The organism is uncultured Chitinophaga sp., from assembly GCF_937874145.1.
GTDB lineage: Bacteria > Bacteroidota > Bacteroidia > Chitinophagales > Chitinophagaceae > Chitinophaga.
Map to the genome: position 1 here is coordinate 1 of NZ_CALNBI010000283.1, position 18,649 is coordinate 18,649.

The window sequence follows — 18,649 nt, forward strand, 5'->3', positions numbered from 1 at the left end:
AGCTTTCGGCCGTGCCGGCGGACAGTCCTTTTTCGAGGAGGATGTTGCCGAGGATCACGCCCATGGGCAGGTCCTGCTCCGCCACAAGGATATCGGACACCAGGGATTTGAGCGCCTGGTGGGCATCTTTCATTTCCGCGGCGGCGGTAATTTTATCGGGTGCTTCGGTGGTGAGGCGCAGTTTAAGCAGGCCGTAGCTTGGCAGGTAAGCGAGTTTGATATGCGCGGGCAGGGCGGCTTCGAAATCGCGGATGCGCTCGGCCACGAAAGACTCGCCCATGCCGGAAGTGATGAGGGTTTGATGGAGGAGCGCCGGCGTCTGGAAGCGTTCCTGCAGCCGCGGGATCACTTCATTTTCCATGAGGCCCTTCATCTCGAAAGGAACACCCGGGAGCGACACGAAGATGACGCCGTCTTTCTCGAACCACATGCCCGGCGCGGTGCTGCGCAGGTTTTGCAGCACGGCGCAGCTGTCGGGCACCATGGCCTGGGCTACGTTGCGTTCCAGCACGGGCAGGCCGCGGCTTTCGAAGAATCCCATCACGCGGGTGTACGTCTCCGCATCCTGCACCATTTTGCCGCCGAAATATTCGAGCAGCGTGGGTTTGGTGATATCGTCGGCCGTAGGGCCGAGGCCCCCGGTAATAAGCACTACTTTGGATTTGGCGGATTCTTCTCCGAGGGCGGAGAGGATGGCCCGGCGGTCGTCGCCCACGGCCACGCGCCGCTGCACCCAGATGCCGGCGTCGTTGAGGTGGGTGCCCATCCAGGCGGAATTGGTGTCTACCGTTTGCCCGATCAGCAGTTCGTCGCCGATCGTGATGATACTGGCCCTGATGCGGTTCATGGCGCGGTGGCGTTTGAGGGGTTTTCGAAATAAGGCGCGAGTTTTTCCCGGAGGATGTCGGGCATGTTCATGCGCTTTTTGGTTTTAGCGTCGATGAAGGCGAGGGTGACGGTGCCCACGTTCAGCAGTTCTCCCTGCTGGTTGTACAGCTCGGAGTGGAACTGGATTTTATGGTTGGGGGGAAGTTCCTTCAGTATAGTCTTCACCGTTATCACATCATCGTAATAAGCCGGGCGGAGGTATTTGACCTGGAGCTCGGCCACGGGCATGATGACGCCCTGTTCTTCGAGCTCGCGGTAGGTGAAGCCGAGCTGGCGGATGGCGTCGGTACGGCCGACTTCGTAATAGAGGGCGTAATTGCCGTAGTAGAGGTAACCCATCTGGTCGGTTTCTCCGTATCTCACGCGAATGTCTATCGTTGTGCTGTACATGTTCCGTTGTTGAAAATGTCTGTAAATGTAGGGGATTTGGCGGGGTAAAAAAAAGAGTTCCGTGCGCCGGGGGCGCAGGAACTCTTGCGAAAAAAAGCTGTGCGGGGCGGGCGGATTATTTTCCGAGTGCGCCGTCGAGCGAATATTTGCCGGGCCCGGCGATGAGCAGGGTCACGAAGCCGGTGAGGAACATGATGGCCACTTCTTTGTCGTGCAGCGGATCCTGGCCGTGGATCATGAATACGATCACGAGGAAGCAGATGATCAGCGGGATGGTGGCCACGCGGGTGAGGAGGCCTACGAGCACGAGGGCGCCGCAGAAGAATTCAGCGAAGATGGTGAGCCCAAGCGACGCGGTTTTTCCCAGGCCGAAGGGATCCGCGAATTTCTGCGCGTAGGTGGAGAAGTTGACCAGCTTGGGCCAGCCGTGCGTCATGATAAGGCCGCCGAAAAGAAGACGGAGCAAAAGCAGCGAAAGGCTGATGCCTGCGTTGCTGTACTTGGTGGATAGTAGTTTTGCCATAGTAATTTGGTTTGATTCTTGATAAGAGTACCCCTCGGAAGGAATCTGCTCAAATTTAGATAATCTTAATGTATATAAGAATAAATTTCAAATTTAGCAGACGGATCCATGCCTGCCAACTCGTGCCGGGAATAGTTATCCACATCCTTTAGTTTATCCACATGCAGTAGATAACCTGCAAGGGGCAAAGCAAGCGCAATCCGCTATATTTGCTTCGTTTGTTTCCCTCATGACGATGCCAACACCTGCCGGCCTCCGGAACGTTCAGGATAAAGCTTTTTACCGCTCCTGTAATAATTCCCGGCCGGTGCCGTTTTTTCTAAAAATTGTCGACAATAATATCAAAAGCATGAAGCTATTCACCAGACAAAACTGCGCTTTTCCGGGCCTCCGCGTATTCCTGCTGGCCGCAGGGCTTACCGGCGCCATATCGGCCGAAGCGCAGCAAACCCGCATTCATACGGAGCCAGACAAAGTTTTCCGGGAAGCGCAACAACTCTACCGGGAAGGAAAATTCGCCCTTTCCCAGCAATTGTTCCGGCAAACCATCGACGGGATCGGTTATTTCTCCGAAACCAACCGCTCCCTGGTGAATACGGACGCACATTTCTACTTCGCCATGTGCGCCCTCAAACTGCAGAACGAAGACGCGGAAAAGAAAGCCATCGATTTCATCGACCGCTTTAACAACGCCCCCCGCGAACAAATGATCAGCTTCCAGCTCGCCCGGTATTACTTCCACCGCAACAAGCTCCAGGAAGCCATCCCCTATTACGAAAAAGCCTCCATCGATAACCTCTCCAACGAGGACATCGCCGATGCCAAATTCGAACTGGCCTACTGTTACTTCAACCTGAAAGATTTCGCGAAAGCCCAGCCGCTCTTCGCTTCCATCAAGGAAATCCAGAACAAGTACTACATCCCGGCCAATTACTACCACGGCTTCATCTCCTATTACAACAAAAAATACGCGGAAGCCCTCACCAGCTTCCAGCGCGTGCAGCAAGACCCGAAGTACGCCGCCGTTGTACCCTACTACATCGCCGAGATCTACTACTTCCAGGGCAAGCGCGACCAGCTCATCCAATACGCCGAACCGCTCATCCGCAAAGGCAACCTATATTACGATGCCGAGCTGAAACAACTCGTGGGCCAGGCCTATTTCGAACGGAAAGACTACGCAAAATCCCTTCCCTACCTCGAAGAATTTAACGAGAACGCCGAAGAAGTAAGGAAAGAAGATGTTTACCAACTCTCCTACGCCTACTATCAAACCGCTAACCTCGATAAAGCCATCACCGGGTTCAAACAGCTCAGCTCCTCGAAAGACTCCCTGGGCCAGAACTCCATGTACCTCCTCGGCGACTGCTATCTCCGCACGGGCCAGAAAGCCAACGCCCGCAACGCTTTCGCGTTCAGCGCGCGCAACAGCTCCAATCCCCGCCAGCAGGAAATCTCCCGCTTCAATTACGGCAAACTGTCGTACGAACTGGGTTACCAGGACGCCGCCATCACCGAGCTCACCGGCTATATCAACAATTATCCCAACGGCGAATACACCCGCGAATCCCGCGAGATCCTCGTGCAGCTCTTCGCCAACACCAATAATTACAAGGATGCCATCTCCCTGCTGGAAGCATTGCCGGAGAAAAGTCCCGCCGTGCTGAAAGCCTACCAGAAGGTATCCTACGGACGCGCCACGCAGCTGGTGAACGACGGCCAGCTGGCCGAAGCCGACCGCCTGCTGGGTATTTCCCTGTCCCACAACTACGATCCGCAGATCACGCGGCTCGCGCAGTTCTGGAAAGCGGAGATCGCACTGCGCCAGGGGCAGACCGACAAAGCCATCCCCGCCCTCCAGGCCTACCTCGGCAGCAGCGGCGTGCCCGTTTCCGGCGAAGCCAACGTGCAAACCGCCAGCTACAACATGGGTTACAGCCTGCTGAAGAAGGAACAATACGCCAACGCATTGCCTTACTTCGAAGCCGCCCAGCGCGCCAGCGGCCCCAACGCCGGACGTATCAACAACGACGCCCTGCTCCGCGCCGCCGATTGCCACTACATGCTGCGCGACTTCCCGAAAGCCACCGCACTGTACGACCAGGTGATCAGCGAAAACCAGCCCGCCGCCGATTATGCCACTTACCAGAAAAGCATCATCCTTGGCATCCAGGGTAAACACGCCGACAAGCTGAACGCCCTCAAGCAGCTGGCCGTGAAATATCCCGGCTCCACCTTCAATAACGACGCGGAAATGGAAATCGCCGATACTTACCTCAGCGACGAACGCTTCAGCGACGCCATCCCCTATCTTAAAAACATCCTCCAGAAGCAGCCCGACGGCGCCAATGCGCCGAAAGCCCTGCTGAAACTGGGGCTCGCCTACTTCAACACCGACCAGGAAAGCACGGCACTCCAATACTTCCGGCAGGTGGTGGAGAAATTCCCTGCTTCCGCAGAAGCCAACTCCGCACTCGTTAACATCCGGACCATCTACGTGAGCCAGGGCAAAACAGACGATTACCTCGCACTGCTGAAATCCACCGGCAGATCCGTGAGCGCATCGGCAGAAGACTCCCTGAGCTACGCCGCCGCCGAAACCCGCTTCAGCAGCGGCGATTACACCGGCGCGGTAGCTTCCTTCAATAACTACCTGCAGAAATTCCCGAACGGACAGTTCGCCCTCCAGGCCAACTTCTATAAAGCGGAATGCCTCTACAACAGCAAAGACTACGCAAACGCCCTCCCCGCCTACGAATTCGTACTGGCGCGCGGGAACAGTCCTTTTGCCGAGCGCTCCGCCCTGCAGGCCGCTTACATGAATTACTACCAGGTGAAGGATTACGAAAAAGCGAAACAATATTACCAGCAGCTGAAGAGCCTGTCCACCACCAAAGACAATACCCTCGCCGCCGCGCGCGGCCTGCTGCGCAGCAGCTACCAGCTGAACGCATGGGATGAAGTGGCGCCCCTGGCCGAAGAGCTCCTTTCCGCCCGCGACATTTCTACCGACGACCAGATCATCGGCCACTTCTACCTCGGCAAGTCGCTGCAGCAGCGCGGCCAGTTCGACGAGGCCGTCAGCGAATACAAGATCGTGACCGGTCTTACCAAATCTGAAGTAGGCGCCGAAGCGCGTTACAATATCGCCAAATGCCTGTTCGAGAAAAACGACCTGGCAGCGGCGGAGAAAGCCGGTTTCGAGGTGATTAAAAACACTTCCAGCTATGAGGTTTGGGTAGCCAAATCCTATATCCTCCTCGGCGATGTGTACTTCCGCCAGAAGGATTACTTCAACGCCAAAGCCACCTTCCAGAGCATCGCCGAAAACTGTCCCATACCGGAACTGAAGGCGGAAGCGAAGGAAAAACTGGCGAAAGCGGAAGCGGAAGAAAAAGCTGGTTCAAAAATTAAATGAGGAAAAACATGAAGCGCATATATATAGCATTCGCACTCGCTTTCCCGCTCAGCGCCCTCGCGCAGCAGAAGGACTCGCTGAAGCAGGAAACGATCGACATCATCTCGAAATACCAGCCTAAGCTGCCCAACGCGGCCAAGCTGAACCTGACGGCGTCCCTGCCCACGGTAGACACGAGCCGCCCGCGCCTGGGCTACCAGGTACCGGCGCTCAACCTGAATTTCATGTACCAGCCCGTGCAGATCCGTCCGCTGGCGCTGGGGAAAGACACGACTTCCCTCCAGCTCCAGAACAATTACGTGAAGCTGGGGTACGGCAATTACAATACCCCGCTCATCCAGGCAGGTTTTGGCAGCGGCCGGCAGGATAAATACAATTTCGGGGTGTTCTTCAATTACACGTCTTCGAAAGGCGACATACAGTACCAGGACGTGTCGCAGATGAATATCCTCGGTTCCGGCACTTACTTCACGCCGCTGTTTGAAGTGAACGCCAGCCTGGGCTACAACCGCAACCAGGTGCATTACTACGGCTACGACCATGCCGCGCACGATTATTCGAAAGACGAAGTGAAGCAGGCGTTCAACGAAGTAGTGGCCAAAGTGGGGTTGAAGAACAGGCCGCAGAACGACTGGGGCTTCCAGTTCCAGCCGCAGGCAGAATTCACCATTTTCGGGGATAAGTACAAGCGGATGGAAAACACCTTCGTGCTGAAGGCGCCTATCCGCAAGCAGATCTTCGAAGATATCTGGCTGAAGGCCGAGGGCCTGGTGGATCTGAGCGTTTTCAAAGAAGACAACAACGACCAGATCAATAACAACATCGCCGCCATCCACCCTGCCGTGGAAATCACCAAACCCGGGTTCGTGCTGCATGCCGGCGCCAATCCCACCTGGACCAACGGCAAGTTCCATCTCCTGCCCGACATCGTGAACGAATCGCACCTGATCCGCGAGAAGCTGATCCTGAGCTCGGGCTGGATCTCCTACTTCCAGAAGAACAACTTCCGGAACCTCGCCACGGAGAACCCCTGGTTCAATTCTTATGGCCCGGATATGCTCAATACCCGTGTAGAAGAGAAGTACACCGGCATCAAAGGCACGCTGGGCAACCACTTCAACTATAACACCAAGTTCGGCGCCATTACCTGGCATAACCGCGCGCTTTTCGTGAACGACAGCATCAACGGCATGAAGAGCTTCCAGACCCGCAACGAGGAAGAGCTCCGCGCCTTCCAGCTGCATGCGGAAGTGGGGTATATCCAGGAAGAGAAGTTCCAGGCGCGTGTGAGCGTGGACTGGTATGATTTCAACAAGCAGAAAACGGAGCTGAAGCCCTGGCACGTGCAGCCCTTCAAGGCCACCTTGTTTGCCCAGTATACGTTCGGGAAGAAATTCCACCTGAACGCCAACCTGTACACCCTGAGCGGCACTTATTACGTGCTGCGCAGCGAAGGGCTGGACAATATGGGCAAAACCAAGGCGGTTCAGGACCTGAACGCGGGAGCGGAGTACAATGTGACGAAGAACTTCAACCTCTGGGTGAATGTGAATAACCTCTTCAGTTCCAAGTACGAACGCTGGCACGGCTACCCCACTTACGGGCTGAACGTGCTCGGCGGGGTTACCGTTAAGTTTTAATTGCGTAAACTTGCACTCAAAAGTTACCGGCCGCAAATGCTACAGCAATATATCACGGAAGTCCTTTTCAGGCAGCAAACCTGCATCGTACCGCAGGTTGGCACCTTTACCATCCAGCACATTCCCGCGCAGTTCAGCGTGGTGGACCAGTCGCTGACGCCTCCCCGGCAGCAGGTGCAATTCGACACCCGCTGGGAAGACGACGGCTCGCTGCTCCGCTGGATCTCCCGTAAAGAGAACCTGCTGGAACCGGTGGCGGCGCTGAAGCTGGATAAATACCTCCAGCAATTCCGCGATGCTTTGGCGGCCGGCGAGCCCATCGACCTGCCAGGCATCGGCAGCCTGCGAATCGATCCTTTGGGCCAGCTGCGCTTCACGCCGCAGGAGCTCCCGGACGCCTGGCAACCCATCGGGCTGGAACAGGTGATCCGTTCGGAATCCGCGCCCCGCGTGCTGCAGGGCACTACCGAAGTGGAAAATAACCAGGTGGTGGAACATACCAGCGCCGTGTACGAAGAACCTGAAAGCCAGGGGCGTTTCCGCTGGTGGTGGGTAGTGCTGCCGCTGGTGTTGATCGGAGGCGGCGTTGCCGCATGGATGTATAAAGACCAGATCATGCCGCCAGCTCCGCAGCAACCCGAAACAGCGCAACCCGCTCCTGTTGCGGCTCCTGTGGAAGACAGCGTGGTGACGGCCCCTGTGGAGCCAGCAGCCCCGGTGAGCGACAGTATTTCTTACTACGTGGTGATCGCCACTTTCAAATCCCGCGAGTCCGCCGAGCGCAACCACGCCAAGCGGATAGCCTGGGGGTATAAGGAAGTCGTGCTCTTCGCTTCGAAAGACTCCACCGAGTTCAACCTGGCCATCCCCTACACCACGATGCCGGCAGACACGACTGCGGCGAAAGACTCCGTAGCGCTGAAGTTCCAGGCGCCGGTGAGAATCGTTTATTAAACAATTTCTTCAGAGAAATAGCGAATCGTCCCCCACCGGGGGACGATTTTTTTTTGCCGAAAATTTTTCCGTTTCATTTTTCTTTTATATTGACGCATTGTTTGTAACGGAATTCGTTAACCCAATCCATATCTTATGTCAACAGTAAAAAGAAAGGCGACATGCCTGTTTGTTACCCTGGTGTGCGCGGCACACACATTTTCGCAGGATCTTTCCTCACTGGCGCCGCCATTGCAGGTGCCGCCCACGCCGGAGGCCGCAGCTTTGTTCCGCGTGCAGGAAGTGCCGGTGTCGCTTTGCAACGGCTTGCCGGAAATCACTGTGCCGTTGGGGGAATTCAAATTGAAAAGTTTCACGCATACGATTGCGTTACGTTACCATGCGGGAGGTATACGGGTGGATGAAGCGCCTTCCTGCGTTGGTAGCGGCTGGTCGCTGCAGGCGGGCGGCGTGCTGGCCGCAACCGTCCACGGGAAGCCCGATTTGCTGAACGGGGCTCCCGGGCCGGAGGGCGCTATCCCTCCGTCTATCGTGCAGGACCCGCACTGGGCGCCACCTGTGTGGACGCCGGACAGGTATGCAGATGCACGGTATACATGGTTCCGGGAAATGGCCGACCGGCAGACGGATCTAGAACCGGACCTGTTCAGCTTTACGGCCGGCGGTTTTTCTGGGAAGTTCTACTTCGACCACCGCGGGTACGCGCACCCTGTCCCCCTGCGCAAAATACAGGTCAGCGGCCTGTTCCGCATCCGTGACGAAGATGGCAATACCTTTCACTTCGACCTGCGCGAAACCGCTGCAACCGATAACGGGCAGGCAAGTACGCAGTTCTACCTGTCGAAGATCGTGACGCCGTTGCGCGATTCCATTTTGTTTCATTACGAACCGCTGCATTTCACTTACCGCGTCTTCCTGGGTGAAACACGATATACCTGGCTGTCGGGGGTCAGGAGGCCGGATATTGCCGCCGCGGCGGACATTTATCCTTCCCGTACCGCTACCGTCGCCTGCCGGGTAAAAGGCTGGCGGCTGAAGGAAATTTCGGCCAGCAACGGGGCGCGTGCGCGGATGGTGTATCAGGCCGGGCAAAGGACCGATCTCCCCGGCACGCATGCCCTGGCGGCGGTGGAGTGGCTGTACCATAACGATTTGCGGAAGCGCTTCCGGTTCGTGCATGGTTATACCGGCGACACCCGCTTCCCGGAAAGCCACAGGCTCTGGCTTAAAGAGGTATACGAAGAAGCGCCCGACGGAAAGCGGCTGCCCTCCTGGGTTTTCGGCTATAACGATGCCAGGGGATTGCCGCCCCGGCTGTCGTCGCGGCAGGATCACTGGGGATACGCCAACGGGACCGGCGCCGGCAGTGCAACGCGCCTGCCGCAGCATACTGCTTTTACCGGCGGCGCCCTCCGCGATCCCGACACGTTATACTCCCGCGCTGGTATGCTAACCAGCATACGTTACCCCACCGGCGGGAGCACCCTGTTTATGTTCGAGCCCAATACCATCTGGGTGCATAACGAAGAGCGCAAACAAACGGTCCAGGGCGGATTCCGTTGCAACGGCGAGCCGAACGCCACGGTACAACGCGCATTCACGCTGCCGCAGGGCGCGTATGACGTTAGGATACGCTACAACACGCTACCGCCGCAACAGCCCCGGCCACGATACCTGGAAGACGTTGAGTATGCCACTGAACATTCCTGCGGGATCAGCCTGAAGAAGCCCGGCGGAAAGATAGTTTCCTTCTCCGGCAGGAATGCCCATCCCGACGGCGACCCGGAGAATTTGCCTCCCGGCGCGTATACCATCACTATCCGGACCGACGGCGACGGCTCCTTCGGTTTCTGGCAAATAACGTATAAGAACGATTCGGTGACAAGGTATTCGGGATCTAAAATTGTCGGCGGGTGGAGAATCCGTTCCATCGTAAACACCGATCCCCTCCATCCGCAGCTCCCCGATACCAGGACGTTTCATTACGGACAACCGGATGCTTACCCTGACCGGTCCTCCGGGATTTGCCCGGCGCGGCCGCAATATGAGTACCAGCGGCAGGTTTGCCATTACAAAAAACACGAGCGGACCGATGGCAGGGGCCTTGTCAGCATCCAGTACGAGTTGCAATGCGGGATGCTGATGATCCAGCATGCAGGGAGCGTCAACCCTTTGTCGGGAGATCATGGGCCGGTGTTGTATCCGAGGGTGGAGGTCCGCGAGGGGGAAAATGGCGCTTCCGGGCGAACGGTCCATACGTTCTCCTACATGCCCAAAGCAGGAGGTCCCGGCGGTTATCCATTTGTGGCGGAAACCAATTTCAACGGGTACAACGGGAAGTTGCTGAAAGCCGAATTATTCCGGAAAACGCCGGGCGGCGGATATCAGCCAACGGAAACGACGGTTTACGCCTGGTCATTCGTACCCGCTGAAACGTACTGGCGGCAATGGTTCCATGAGAACACGCCACCGGCGGCATTTCGCGGGCTCGGCATGCATATATCTTACCTGGTCCGCGAGCGGCACGAAGCGTTCCAGTTATATAGCGCGCGCTTCCATACCGGCGCCTTCCGGCATCTGTCGGAATGGTACCGGTGTGATAGTATCGTCCGGATGGTATATCCCGACAGCGGCCCGCCCCTCCGCTCCGCCACGCTGTTCAGGTACGACAATCCCCTTCACCTGCAACCTACGCAAACGATTACGGTGGGCAGCAACGGTGAGCGGCTCGTCCAGGTAACGAAATACCCGGGCGATTACTCCGGGAATGCCGTGTTGGCGGCCATGGTGCGGGAGAACCAGGTGCGGAAACCGGTTGAACAATGGGCGTTCCGCGATCACCTCGTGTCGCAGCACGTCCGGATCAGTTATACATCCTGGCATGGAGGGGCTTTCATCATGCCGGAAACGATCTTTACGGCTTCCCACGGGCGGAGCCTCCAGCCGGAAATGCAATTTGTTTACGACAAGTCCGGCAACCTGGTGCAAACAACGGCGCGGGACGGGCTCGTGCGTTCGATGCTGTGGGGATATGGATACCGGTTTCCTGTCGCTGAGATAACGGGTATTCCCTATTCTGTGGCTTCGGGATGGCTGGATAACACCGTTCTTCAGCAACCGGCGAGCGAAGCGCGGCTCCGCACGGAATTGCAGAAGATCCGTGTTCGGGCCGGGCAATCGCCCGCAGTGATCAGGACGTTCACACATAGTCCCTTGACGGGCGTTACCAGCATTACGGGCCCCGACGGCAGGACGGTTCATTACGAGTACGATGGATTCGGGCGCCTGGGCGTAGTACGGGATCAAAACGGGAACATTCTCAAACTGCACAAGTATGCCTACCAGGCGCCGCAGCAGGAATGAACCGTGGACAGGCGGAAGTTTGTCCGTCTGCTTTCGGGTCGGATCAGCCCCAGACTGCATGATGGGAACAGGCGAAGCTCCGTTCCCCTGGCAGATCGTGTATATAGGTCGGCTGCCGGGGCGGATCAAGCTCTGTTTGCGCGATGGGAGTGGCGCGAATGCTGACCCGGCAGCAAATCAAAGTAAATCAGCCGGCGACCGGGCGGATTAAAATCTTAAGGAAGAAGTGGGGAAATGTAAGCGCAGCCGCCGATAAGTAAACTATCGCTTAAGGAAAATACTCCCTGTATACCCGAAACCGCAGGCTTTTACGAATGCTATAATGTGTGCTTTGCTATGATTTTCTGCTGAATTGCCTGCGAACAATACGCGCTACGATCGACATAGTGACTGGTATAAACATCCACTGCGGATGATGTAAGCTTACTATTTATTATGCAGCAACCGCAATGACAGCGCAGAACAGTTTGCACCCTGCCGCCGGAATCTATCATTTCAGCCAAACCAAACCGCATTACGCGGCTTCGCGTAGCGGGACAATGAGTCGGAAGTATACTTTTGCCGAACCGTAAGTACAAACGTAACTACTTACCAAGCTATCAAACAAAAACCAATACCCCTCATCATGAAAAGGATACCGTCGATATGGATCAGCTGCCTCCTGCTGCTGGCCGCCTGTTCAAAAAACAACGGCAAACAGGACGAACCGAAGAACACCGAACCTCCGGCCGTACGCGCACATGGCACGCCCACGGGCGAAGTTGTGAAAAAATCTATCGGCCCCGCCGGCGGCAGCCTTTCCTCCAGAGACAATACCCTCCAGATCGAGGTGCCCGCGGGCGCACTGGCGGCCAATACGGAAATCAGCGTACAGGCGGTTTCCAATACTTTACCCGGCAGCCCCGGCCCCGCATACCGCCTCCTCCCTGAAGGAACGCGATTCGCCAAACCCGTTAAGCTCACGTTCAAATACACCAACAAACACCTCGACAGCACCGCCGAAGACGCGCTTTTTATGGCCTACCAGGCGCAGGACGGCATCTGGCGCTTCATTCCCAAAACCACGCTCAACAAAACCGCCCGCACCCTCACGGTGGAAACCGACCACTTTTCCGACTGGGCCCCCTACGCCATGTTCTGGCTTCGCGCGGACCCCAACAGCGTGTTGGTCAAAAAGGCATCGATGCTTGTTATTTACTCCACCAACGAAGACATTCCCGCCGAGGAGCTCGACGATCCCGAGATCGCGATTTTCCGGGAGCGCGTACTGCGCAAGGAAGGGAATATCAAAAACTGGAAACTGGAAGGCGCAGGCAAGCTTTCCTCCAGCAGTTTCGAGTTCGCCAGGTACGACGCACCGTCCAAAGTGCCGGCCGTCAACCCTGTTACCGTTTCCGTGGAGGTGCATAATTTCCTGCCCGGCGGCGCGATCCCCGGCCGTGGTAACATTGGTATCGTAACACTGCTCGCTAAAATCAAGATCGAGGATGAAACCTATCTTTCCGGCACCGTCAACGGCCAGGAAGTATTCTGCACCAACGTCCACCACAAATACATCCCCGGCGGTTGGCTCAACTTCTCCGGCGAATACGCTCCGCTGGAAGGCTTCTCCTGCCAGATCGAAGGCGTCAGCAACCCCGTTCGCCCCGGCAGCCACTCCTGGCACTCGCCCGATTACGGCGGCACCGCCTACCTCGAAAAAGGAACGTTCACCAGCCCGGTGAATGTGTATGGGAGAACATTTTACAGTTATTGCGAAGACGATGAAATCATCGACTACCGCGCTTCCGGCGGCGAACTGGTGATCACGAACGTGGAACAGATCGAGAACAAGGAATACATTACGGGGTACATGACGGGAACATTCTATAAAATGATCCGCTGCGGAACCGGGACCGTGGAACATTTCAACCTGCAATTCAGGACGATCCGGAATTATTAAAACGCCTGTCTGTCCCTGCAGCCGTACCATTCTCTTCACGCCAACTGGAATGCAAAGCATTGAGGCCGGAAAATCAGGGTCAAAATTGCTGAATGATGGGGTATAACACGGTGACGGTGAATTGTGCCGTTACCGCAACTTACAGCACCTAATCGTTCTAACACATCGATTAGATTAAAGTATCGCCGGGCGATATCTATCCTCCGGGTTTTCTTTCACGCAGCCGCTGTCATTATCTCCATCAGCGAAAACCAGCGCTTCGCCCTTTCCATCCTACCGCCCGCCGGTAAATGCCTCGGCTTAACCGGCCGGGTAAATATCTACCAAAAAAGGGATGGCATTTCGCCATCCCTTAACCTTTATGCGGAGTGTTTTACTTCGGTCTGATCTGCTCTACCACGATCTTCAAACCTTCCTCGAAACTATGCGGCGCATACCCCAGTTCCTGTACTGCCTTGTCAATCACAAAGCCGGTCTTAGCCGGCCGCGGAGCGGGTTGCTTGAAGGTGGATGCGTCTACTTTTTCGAGGAGCTTCGTGTCCAGCTCCAGGTATCCTGCCACCTGGTTGGCCATTTCAAATGGCGTGAGCATGTCTTTCCCGGAAAGGTGGAAAATGCCTTCCGCTTTCTTATCGAGCATGAGCCGGATGCCTTCGGCCAGATCCTGCACGAGGGTGGGCGTCCGCCACTGGTCGTTCACCACTTTCAGCTTCTTCTTTTGTTCCAGGTTGGATTTCACCCAGGTGATGATATTGCTGCGCCGGGGATCATCGGCCAGGCCGTATACCAGCACGGTCCGCGCGATGCCCCATTGTGCCCTGGATTGCTTCACGATCCTTTCCGCCGCCACTTTGCTGGCGCCGTAATAGTTAACGGGATTGACGGGATCCTCTTCACTGTAGGGCCCTGCCAGCCCGTCGAACACGAAATCGGTGGACACGAACAGGAAGTACGCACCCGCTTTCTCCGCGCCCTGCAGCAGGTATCGCGTAGCGGTCACGTTCACCATCCAGCAGGCGTCTTTGTTGCGCTCACAATCGTCGGCCTGCGTCATGGCGCCGGCGTGGACGATCACATCGGGCTTGTGGCGGTCCACCAGCCCCTTCACCGCGGCCTCGTCCGCCAGGTTCACCGATTCATATGCGTAACCGGATTTCATGCGGAGGCGGTTGGGACCACGGCCCGTAGCGATCACTTCGTAACCGGGAAGGCCCGCCAGCCGTTGCACCAGGTATTGACCGAGGAGCCCGTTGCTCCCTGTAATGAGCACTTTCATAATTCCAATATACAAAAACGCCGCGTAATGCAGTATTACGCGGCGTTTATTGATGATAGTGAATCCGTTACATTTTCTTCCCGGTGGTTACCGTGGAAAAGTTCATGCCCAGGTTAAACATCGTGAACGACCAGATGTCGGTAGCTTCGTCGATGAGTTTGGACGTGGGCTTCCCTGCGCCATGGCCCGCCTGCTTCTCCACGCGGATCAGCACGGGGTTGGGACCGCTGTGGGCCGCCTGCAGCGCTGCCGCATACTTGAAGGAGTGCGCCGGCACCACGCGATCGTCGTGATCCGCCGTGGTTACCATGGTAGCGGGGTACGAGGTGCCTGCTTTCAGGTTGTGGAGGGGAGAGTATTTCAGCAGGTAGGGGAACTGGTCCGCCTTCTCGCTGGTGCCATACTCGGTCACCCATGCCCAGCCGATGGTGAATTTCTGGAAACGGAGCATGTCCATCACGCCCACGGCGGGAAGCGCTACCTTAAACAGGTCGGGGCGCTGCGTCATGGCCGCACCTACAAGCAGCCCGCCATTGGAACCGCCACGGATGGCGATTTTCGAAGGGTTGGTGTATTTCTCTTTCACGAGATATTCCGCCGCGCCGATGAAATCGTCGAACACATTCTGTTTCTTTTCCATCATACCGGCTTTATGCCATGCCTCGCCGTATTCGCTGCCGCCGCGGAGGTTCACCACTGCGTAAATACCGCCCTGCTCCATGAAAAACAGGTTGCTGACGGAGAAGGAAGGCGTCATCGGGATGTTGAACCCGCCGTAACCATACAGCAGCACGGGATTCTGACCGTTCAGCTTCAGGCCTTTGCGGTGCGAGAGGAACACGGGCACTTTAGTGCCGTCTTTACTGGTGAAAAACACCTGTTTGGTCTCGTAATCGTCCTGGTTGAACTTCACTTCCGACTTGCGGAACAGCTCCGATTTGCCGGATTTGATGTCGTATTTGTAAATGGTGGGAGGGGCAACGAAAGAAGAGAAGGTGTAGAAGAACTGGCCGTCTTCCTTCTTGCCGCCGAAGCCGCCCGCGGCGCCGATGCCCGGCAGGTGGATGTCGCGGTCCTTTTTACCGGAAACGTCATACTGCACGATGCGGGTGGACGCGTCTTTCAGGTAGCTGGCGAACAGTTTGCCGCCTGCGGTGCCCACGCCCTGGAGCACTTCAGGCTGCTCGGGGATGATCAGCTTCCAGTTTTCCTTTGCGGGATTTTTCGGGTCCACGAGCACCAGTTTGTAGTTGGGCGCGTCGTGGTTGGTGAGCAGCAGCAGCTTGTCGCCCACGTTCTCCACCACGCTGGGCTCATATTCGAACCCTTTTACCAGGAGCCTGAATTCGGTCTGCGACGCGTCGTGCAGGTCGCGGTACCACACTTCGTTGCCGCTGGTGCCTTCGGAGGTACTGAGGATGAGGAAGCGCTCGTCTTCCGTGAGGCCCACGCCGGCGTTACGGAGGGGGTGCTCTTTATCCACGTAAATGAGCGGGTCCTGGTCCTGGGAAGTACCTACCTTATGGAAATATACTTTATGGAATTCGTTCTTTTTGGAAAGCTTGCTCTGCTCGTCGGGCGCGTCGTAGCGGCTGTAGTAGAAGCCGTCGCCTTTCCAGGACAGGCCCGAGAATTTGATCCAGTCGATCTTGTCCTGCAGCAGCTGTTTGGATTCCACGTCCATCACGAAGGCTTCCTGCCAGTCGGAGCCGGCTTTGGCGATGAGGTAGGCGCAGTAACGGCCGTCTTTCGAGAAAGAGAGGTTCCCGAGGGCGGCGGTGCCTTTATCGGAGAGCTTGTTCGGGTCGATGAACACTTCGGGCGTACCGTTCAGGCCTGCCTGGCGGTAGAGCACTGCCTGGTTCTGCAGGCCGTCATTTTTATAAAAATAATAATATTTGCCTTCGCGGAAGGGCGCGCCGTAGCGGGGGTAGTTCCAGAGGGCCTCCAGGCGTTGCTTTATCTGGCCGCGGAAGGGGATGGAAGACAGGTAATCCTGGGTGACGGCATTCTGCGCGTCTACCCAGGCCTTGGTATCGTCGGCATGGTCATCTTCCAGCCAGCGGTAGGGATCGGCGATCTGGGTACCGTGATAATTGTCTACCGTGTCTACTTTTTTCGTCTCGGGGTATTTGAGCGGTTGGTTCTGCGCCAGGGCGGTGCCTGCTCCCATCAACATCATCATACTCATGGCAACATGCTTATGGTTTAAATTTGTCATACGTATATTTTTATAAAATTCTAAGCTGTTTGTTTGATGGAAATTAAAAATTTAGTTATTTCATCGAATATCTGATAGGAAACTATTAAAAAATGTTAATTTCGTGCGCCCTTTATCCGGATGCAAGTCTGGCAAAATACTATGAAATAACCATTGCGCATGAGCCATCGTGTAAAATTTTGGATGGGCGGTTGGAAAAACGATTTAGTAGGGGGCGCTAAAATGATTTATCAGGCGGCACAAGAAGCAATTCGGGTGGCCATGACAATATAGAAGATTACACATGAAAAAAGTGAACAACATCGCAGTTCTTACTTCCGGGGGCGACGCTCCGGGGATGAACGCAGCCATCCGGGCGGTAGTCAGAACGGGCATCTATCATCAGCTGAATGTTTTTGGGGTGATGTATGGTTACAAAGGCATGTTGACAGGGGAAATCTTCCCTATGGAATCCAAGTCTGTCGCCAATATCATCCAACGCGGGGGCACCGTCCTCAAAACCGCCCGCTGCAAGGAATTCTATGAGCCCGAAGGCCGCAAAAAAGCTTATGAGAACCTGAAGAAATTCGGGATCGACGGGCTGGTGGTAATCGGGGGCGACGGCTCCTTCAAAGGCGCCCAGAAATTCAGCCAGGAATTCGACATTCCCTGCATCGGCCTTCCCGGCACCATCGACAAAGACATTGCCGGTACCGATTTCACCATCGGTTTCGATACGGCCGTTAACACCGCCGTGGAAGCGATCGACAAGATCCGCGACACCGCCGATGCGCACGACCGCCTTTTTATTATTGAAGTTATGGGCCGCGACGCCGGGTACATCGCCCTGCACAGCGGCATCGCCACGGGGGCGGAACATATCCTCATCCCCGAGCATAAAACCAATATCGACGACGTCATCGACCACCTCACCGCCAACGAGCGCCGTTCCAAAATGGTGAACCTCATCGTAGTGGCGGAAGGCGACGAATTCGGCGGGGCCGATGAAGTGGCCCGTCACGTCAAGGACAGAATGCCGCAGCTCGATACCCGCGTAACCGTACTCGGGCACATCCAGCGCGGGGGCTCTCCCACCTGCCTCGACCGCCTGGTGGCCAGCCGTATGGGCTACGCCGCGGTAGACGCCCTCCTCAACGGCACCACCAACGTTATGGTGGGCATCGTCAACAACGAAATTCAATTCACTCCGCTCGATAAGGCCGTAAAAGCCAAACAACAGATCGATCCGGAATGGTTAAAGATTGTCAAAATTCTTGCGAGTTAAATAAACGTCTATGAGTACAAAAGATCTGTCCAAATACTTTCATAAGGAAATGGACAACCAGGCAGGTGCATCGCATGCCAAGCAAAAAACTAAGATTGTGGCAACCGTTGGCCCCGCCAGCGATACCTACGAGAAATTACTGGAACTTGTGCAGGCTGGTGTGAATGTCTTCCGCCTTAACTTTTCTCATGGCGCCCATGAAGACAAGCTGCGGATCATCAACTACATTCGCCAGATCAATAAAACCGAGCCCTACAACGTAGCGATCCTCGCCGACCTGCAAGGCCCGAAACTGCGCGTAGGCGAAATCGAAAACAACGCCCTCCCGCTCAAAACCGGCGATATCCTCACCTTCACCACCGAGAAATGCGTGGGCACAATGGAAAGAATCTACGTTTCTTACCATGACCTCCCCCGTGACGTGCGCCCCGGCCAGAAAATCCTGCTGGACGACGGCAAGATCGAAACCGTGGTGAAAGAAGTGACGCCCGACAACCTCATCAAAGCAGAAGTACTGCTGGGTGGCGTTCTCTCCTCCAAAAAAGGCTTCAACCTCCCCGATACCAAAGTTTCCCTCCCCGCCCTCACCGAAAAAGACGAAATCGACCTCGATTTCATCATCGACAATGAGTGCGACTGGGTAGCGCTGTCTTTCGTGCGTAACGTAAAAGACCTCGCCCTGCTGCGCAAGCGCCTGTCTGACCGCAATTCCAAAATCAAGATCATCTCCAAGATCGAGAAGCCGGAAGCGATCCAGAACCTGAAGGAAA

General features: G+C 56.0%; 12 protein-coding genes. 7 read left to right on the forward strand and 5 right to left on the reverse strand.

All coding sequences use genetic code 11. The annotated features are described in order from the left end of the window. The 3 genes from Q0510_RS13985 to Q0510_RS13995 form a co-directional block, all read right to left on the reverse strand. On the reverse strand, positions 1 to 847 hold an 847-nt coding region (locus Q0510_RS13985), incomplete at its 3' end, for a competence/damage-inducible protein A (protein WP_298712855.1). Beyond that, positions 844 to 1,278 (reverse strand): thioesterase family protein, encoded by a 435-nt coding sequence (locus Q0510_RS13990; protein ID WP_298712858.1) that lies wholly within the window; start codon positions 1,276 to 1,278, stop codon positions 844 to 846. The genes Q0510_RS13985 and Q0510_RS13990, both read right to left, overlap by 4 nt. Before the next feature lie 115 nt (positions 1,279 to 1,393). Continuing rightward, a complete protein-coding gene (locus tag Q0510_RS13995) occupies positions 1,394 to 1,801 on the reverse strand; it encodes a DoxX family protein (RefSeq protein ID WP_298712861.1) in 408 nt (135 codons plus the stop codon). A gap of 349 nt (positions 1,802 to 2,150) precedes the next feature. On the opposite strand from Q0510_RS13995, the gene Q0510_RS14000 reads away from it, so the two are divergent. The 5 genes from Q0510_RS14000 to Q0510_RS14020 all read left to right on the forward strand — a co-directional run bounded on the left by Q0510_RS14000 (position 2,151) and on the right by Q0510_RS14020 (position 13,118). Continuing rightward, positions 2,151 to 5,219, forward strand: coding sequence for a tetratricopeptide repeat protein (locus tag Q0510_RS14000; protein WP_298712865.1), 3,069 nt, complete (start codon positions 2,151 to 2,153; stop codon positions 5,217 to 5,219). Between the two features lie 8 nt (positions 5,220 to 5,227). Further along, positions 5,228 to 6,859, forward strand: a complete 1,632-nt coding sequence (locus Q0510_RS14005) for a hypothetical protein (RefSeq protein WP_298712868.1) — start codon at positions 5,228 to 5,230, stop codon at positions 6,857 to 6,859. A gap of 36 nt (positions 6,860 to 6,895) precedes the next feature. Then, a complete protein-coding gene (locus Q0510_RS14010; protein ID WP_298712870.1) occupies positions 6,896 to 7,813 on the forward strand; it encodes a hypothetical protein in 918 nt (305 codons plus the stop codon). A 135-nt stretch (positions 7,814 to 7,948) separates the two neighbouring features. Beyond that, complete coding sequence (locus tag Q0510_RS14015) at positions 7,949 to 11,176, forward strand: RHS repeat protein (RefSeq protein WP_298712873.1); 3,228 nt, start codon at positions 7,949 to 7,951, stop codon at positions 11,174 to 11,176. 625 nt (positions 11,177 to 11,801) lie between these two features. Continuing rightward, complete coding sequence (locus Q0510_RS14020) at positions 11,802 to 13,118, forward strand: hypothetical protein (RefSeq protein ID WP_298712876.1); 1,317 nt, start codon at positions 11,802 to 11,804, stop codon at positions 13,116 to 13,118. Between the two features lie 373 nt (positions 13,119 to 13,491). On the opposite strand, the gene Q0510_RS14025 is transcribed toward Q0510_RS14020, so the two are convergent. Both Q0510_RS14025 and Q0510_RS14030 read right to left on the reverse strand, forming a co-directional pair. Beyond that, positions 13,492 to 14,394, reverse strand: coding sequence for an NAD(P)-dependent oxidoreductase (locus Q0510_RS14025; RefSeq protein WP_298712879.1), 903 nt, complete (start codon positions 14,392 to 14,394; stop codon positions 13,492 to 13,494). A gap of 67 nt (positions 14,395 to 14,461) precedes the next feature. Beyond that, entirely contained in the window at positions 14,462 to 16,585 is a 2,124-nt protein-coding gene (locus tag Q0510_RS14030) for a prolyl oligopeptidase family serine peptidase (RefSeq protein ID WP_298712882.1), read from the reverse strand. Between the two features lie 313 nt (positions 16,586 to 16,898). On the opposite strand from Q0510_RS14030, the gene pfkA reads away from it, so the two are divergent. Beyond that, on the forward strand, positions 16,899 to 17,879 hold the full coding sequence (gene pfkA / locus Q0510_RS14035; protein ID WP_298712885.1) for a 6-phosphofructokinase: 981 nt from the start codon (positions 16,899 to 16,901) through the stop codon (positions 17,877 to 17,879). Between the two features lie 10 nt (positions 17,880 to 17,889). Then, a partial coding sequence (locus Q0510_RS14040) for a pyruvate kinase (RefSeq protein WP_298712888.1) occupies positions 17,890 to 18,649 on the forward strand: 760 nt, incomplete at its 3' end.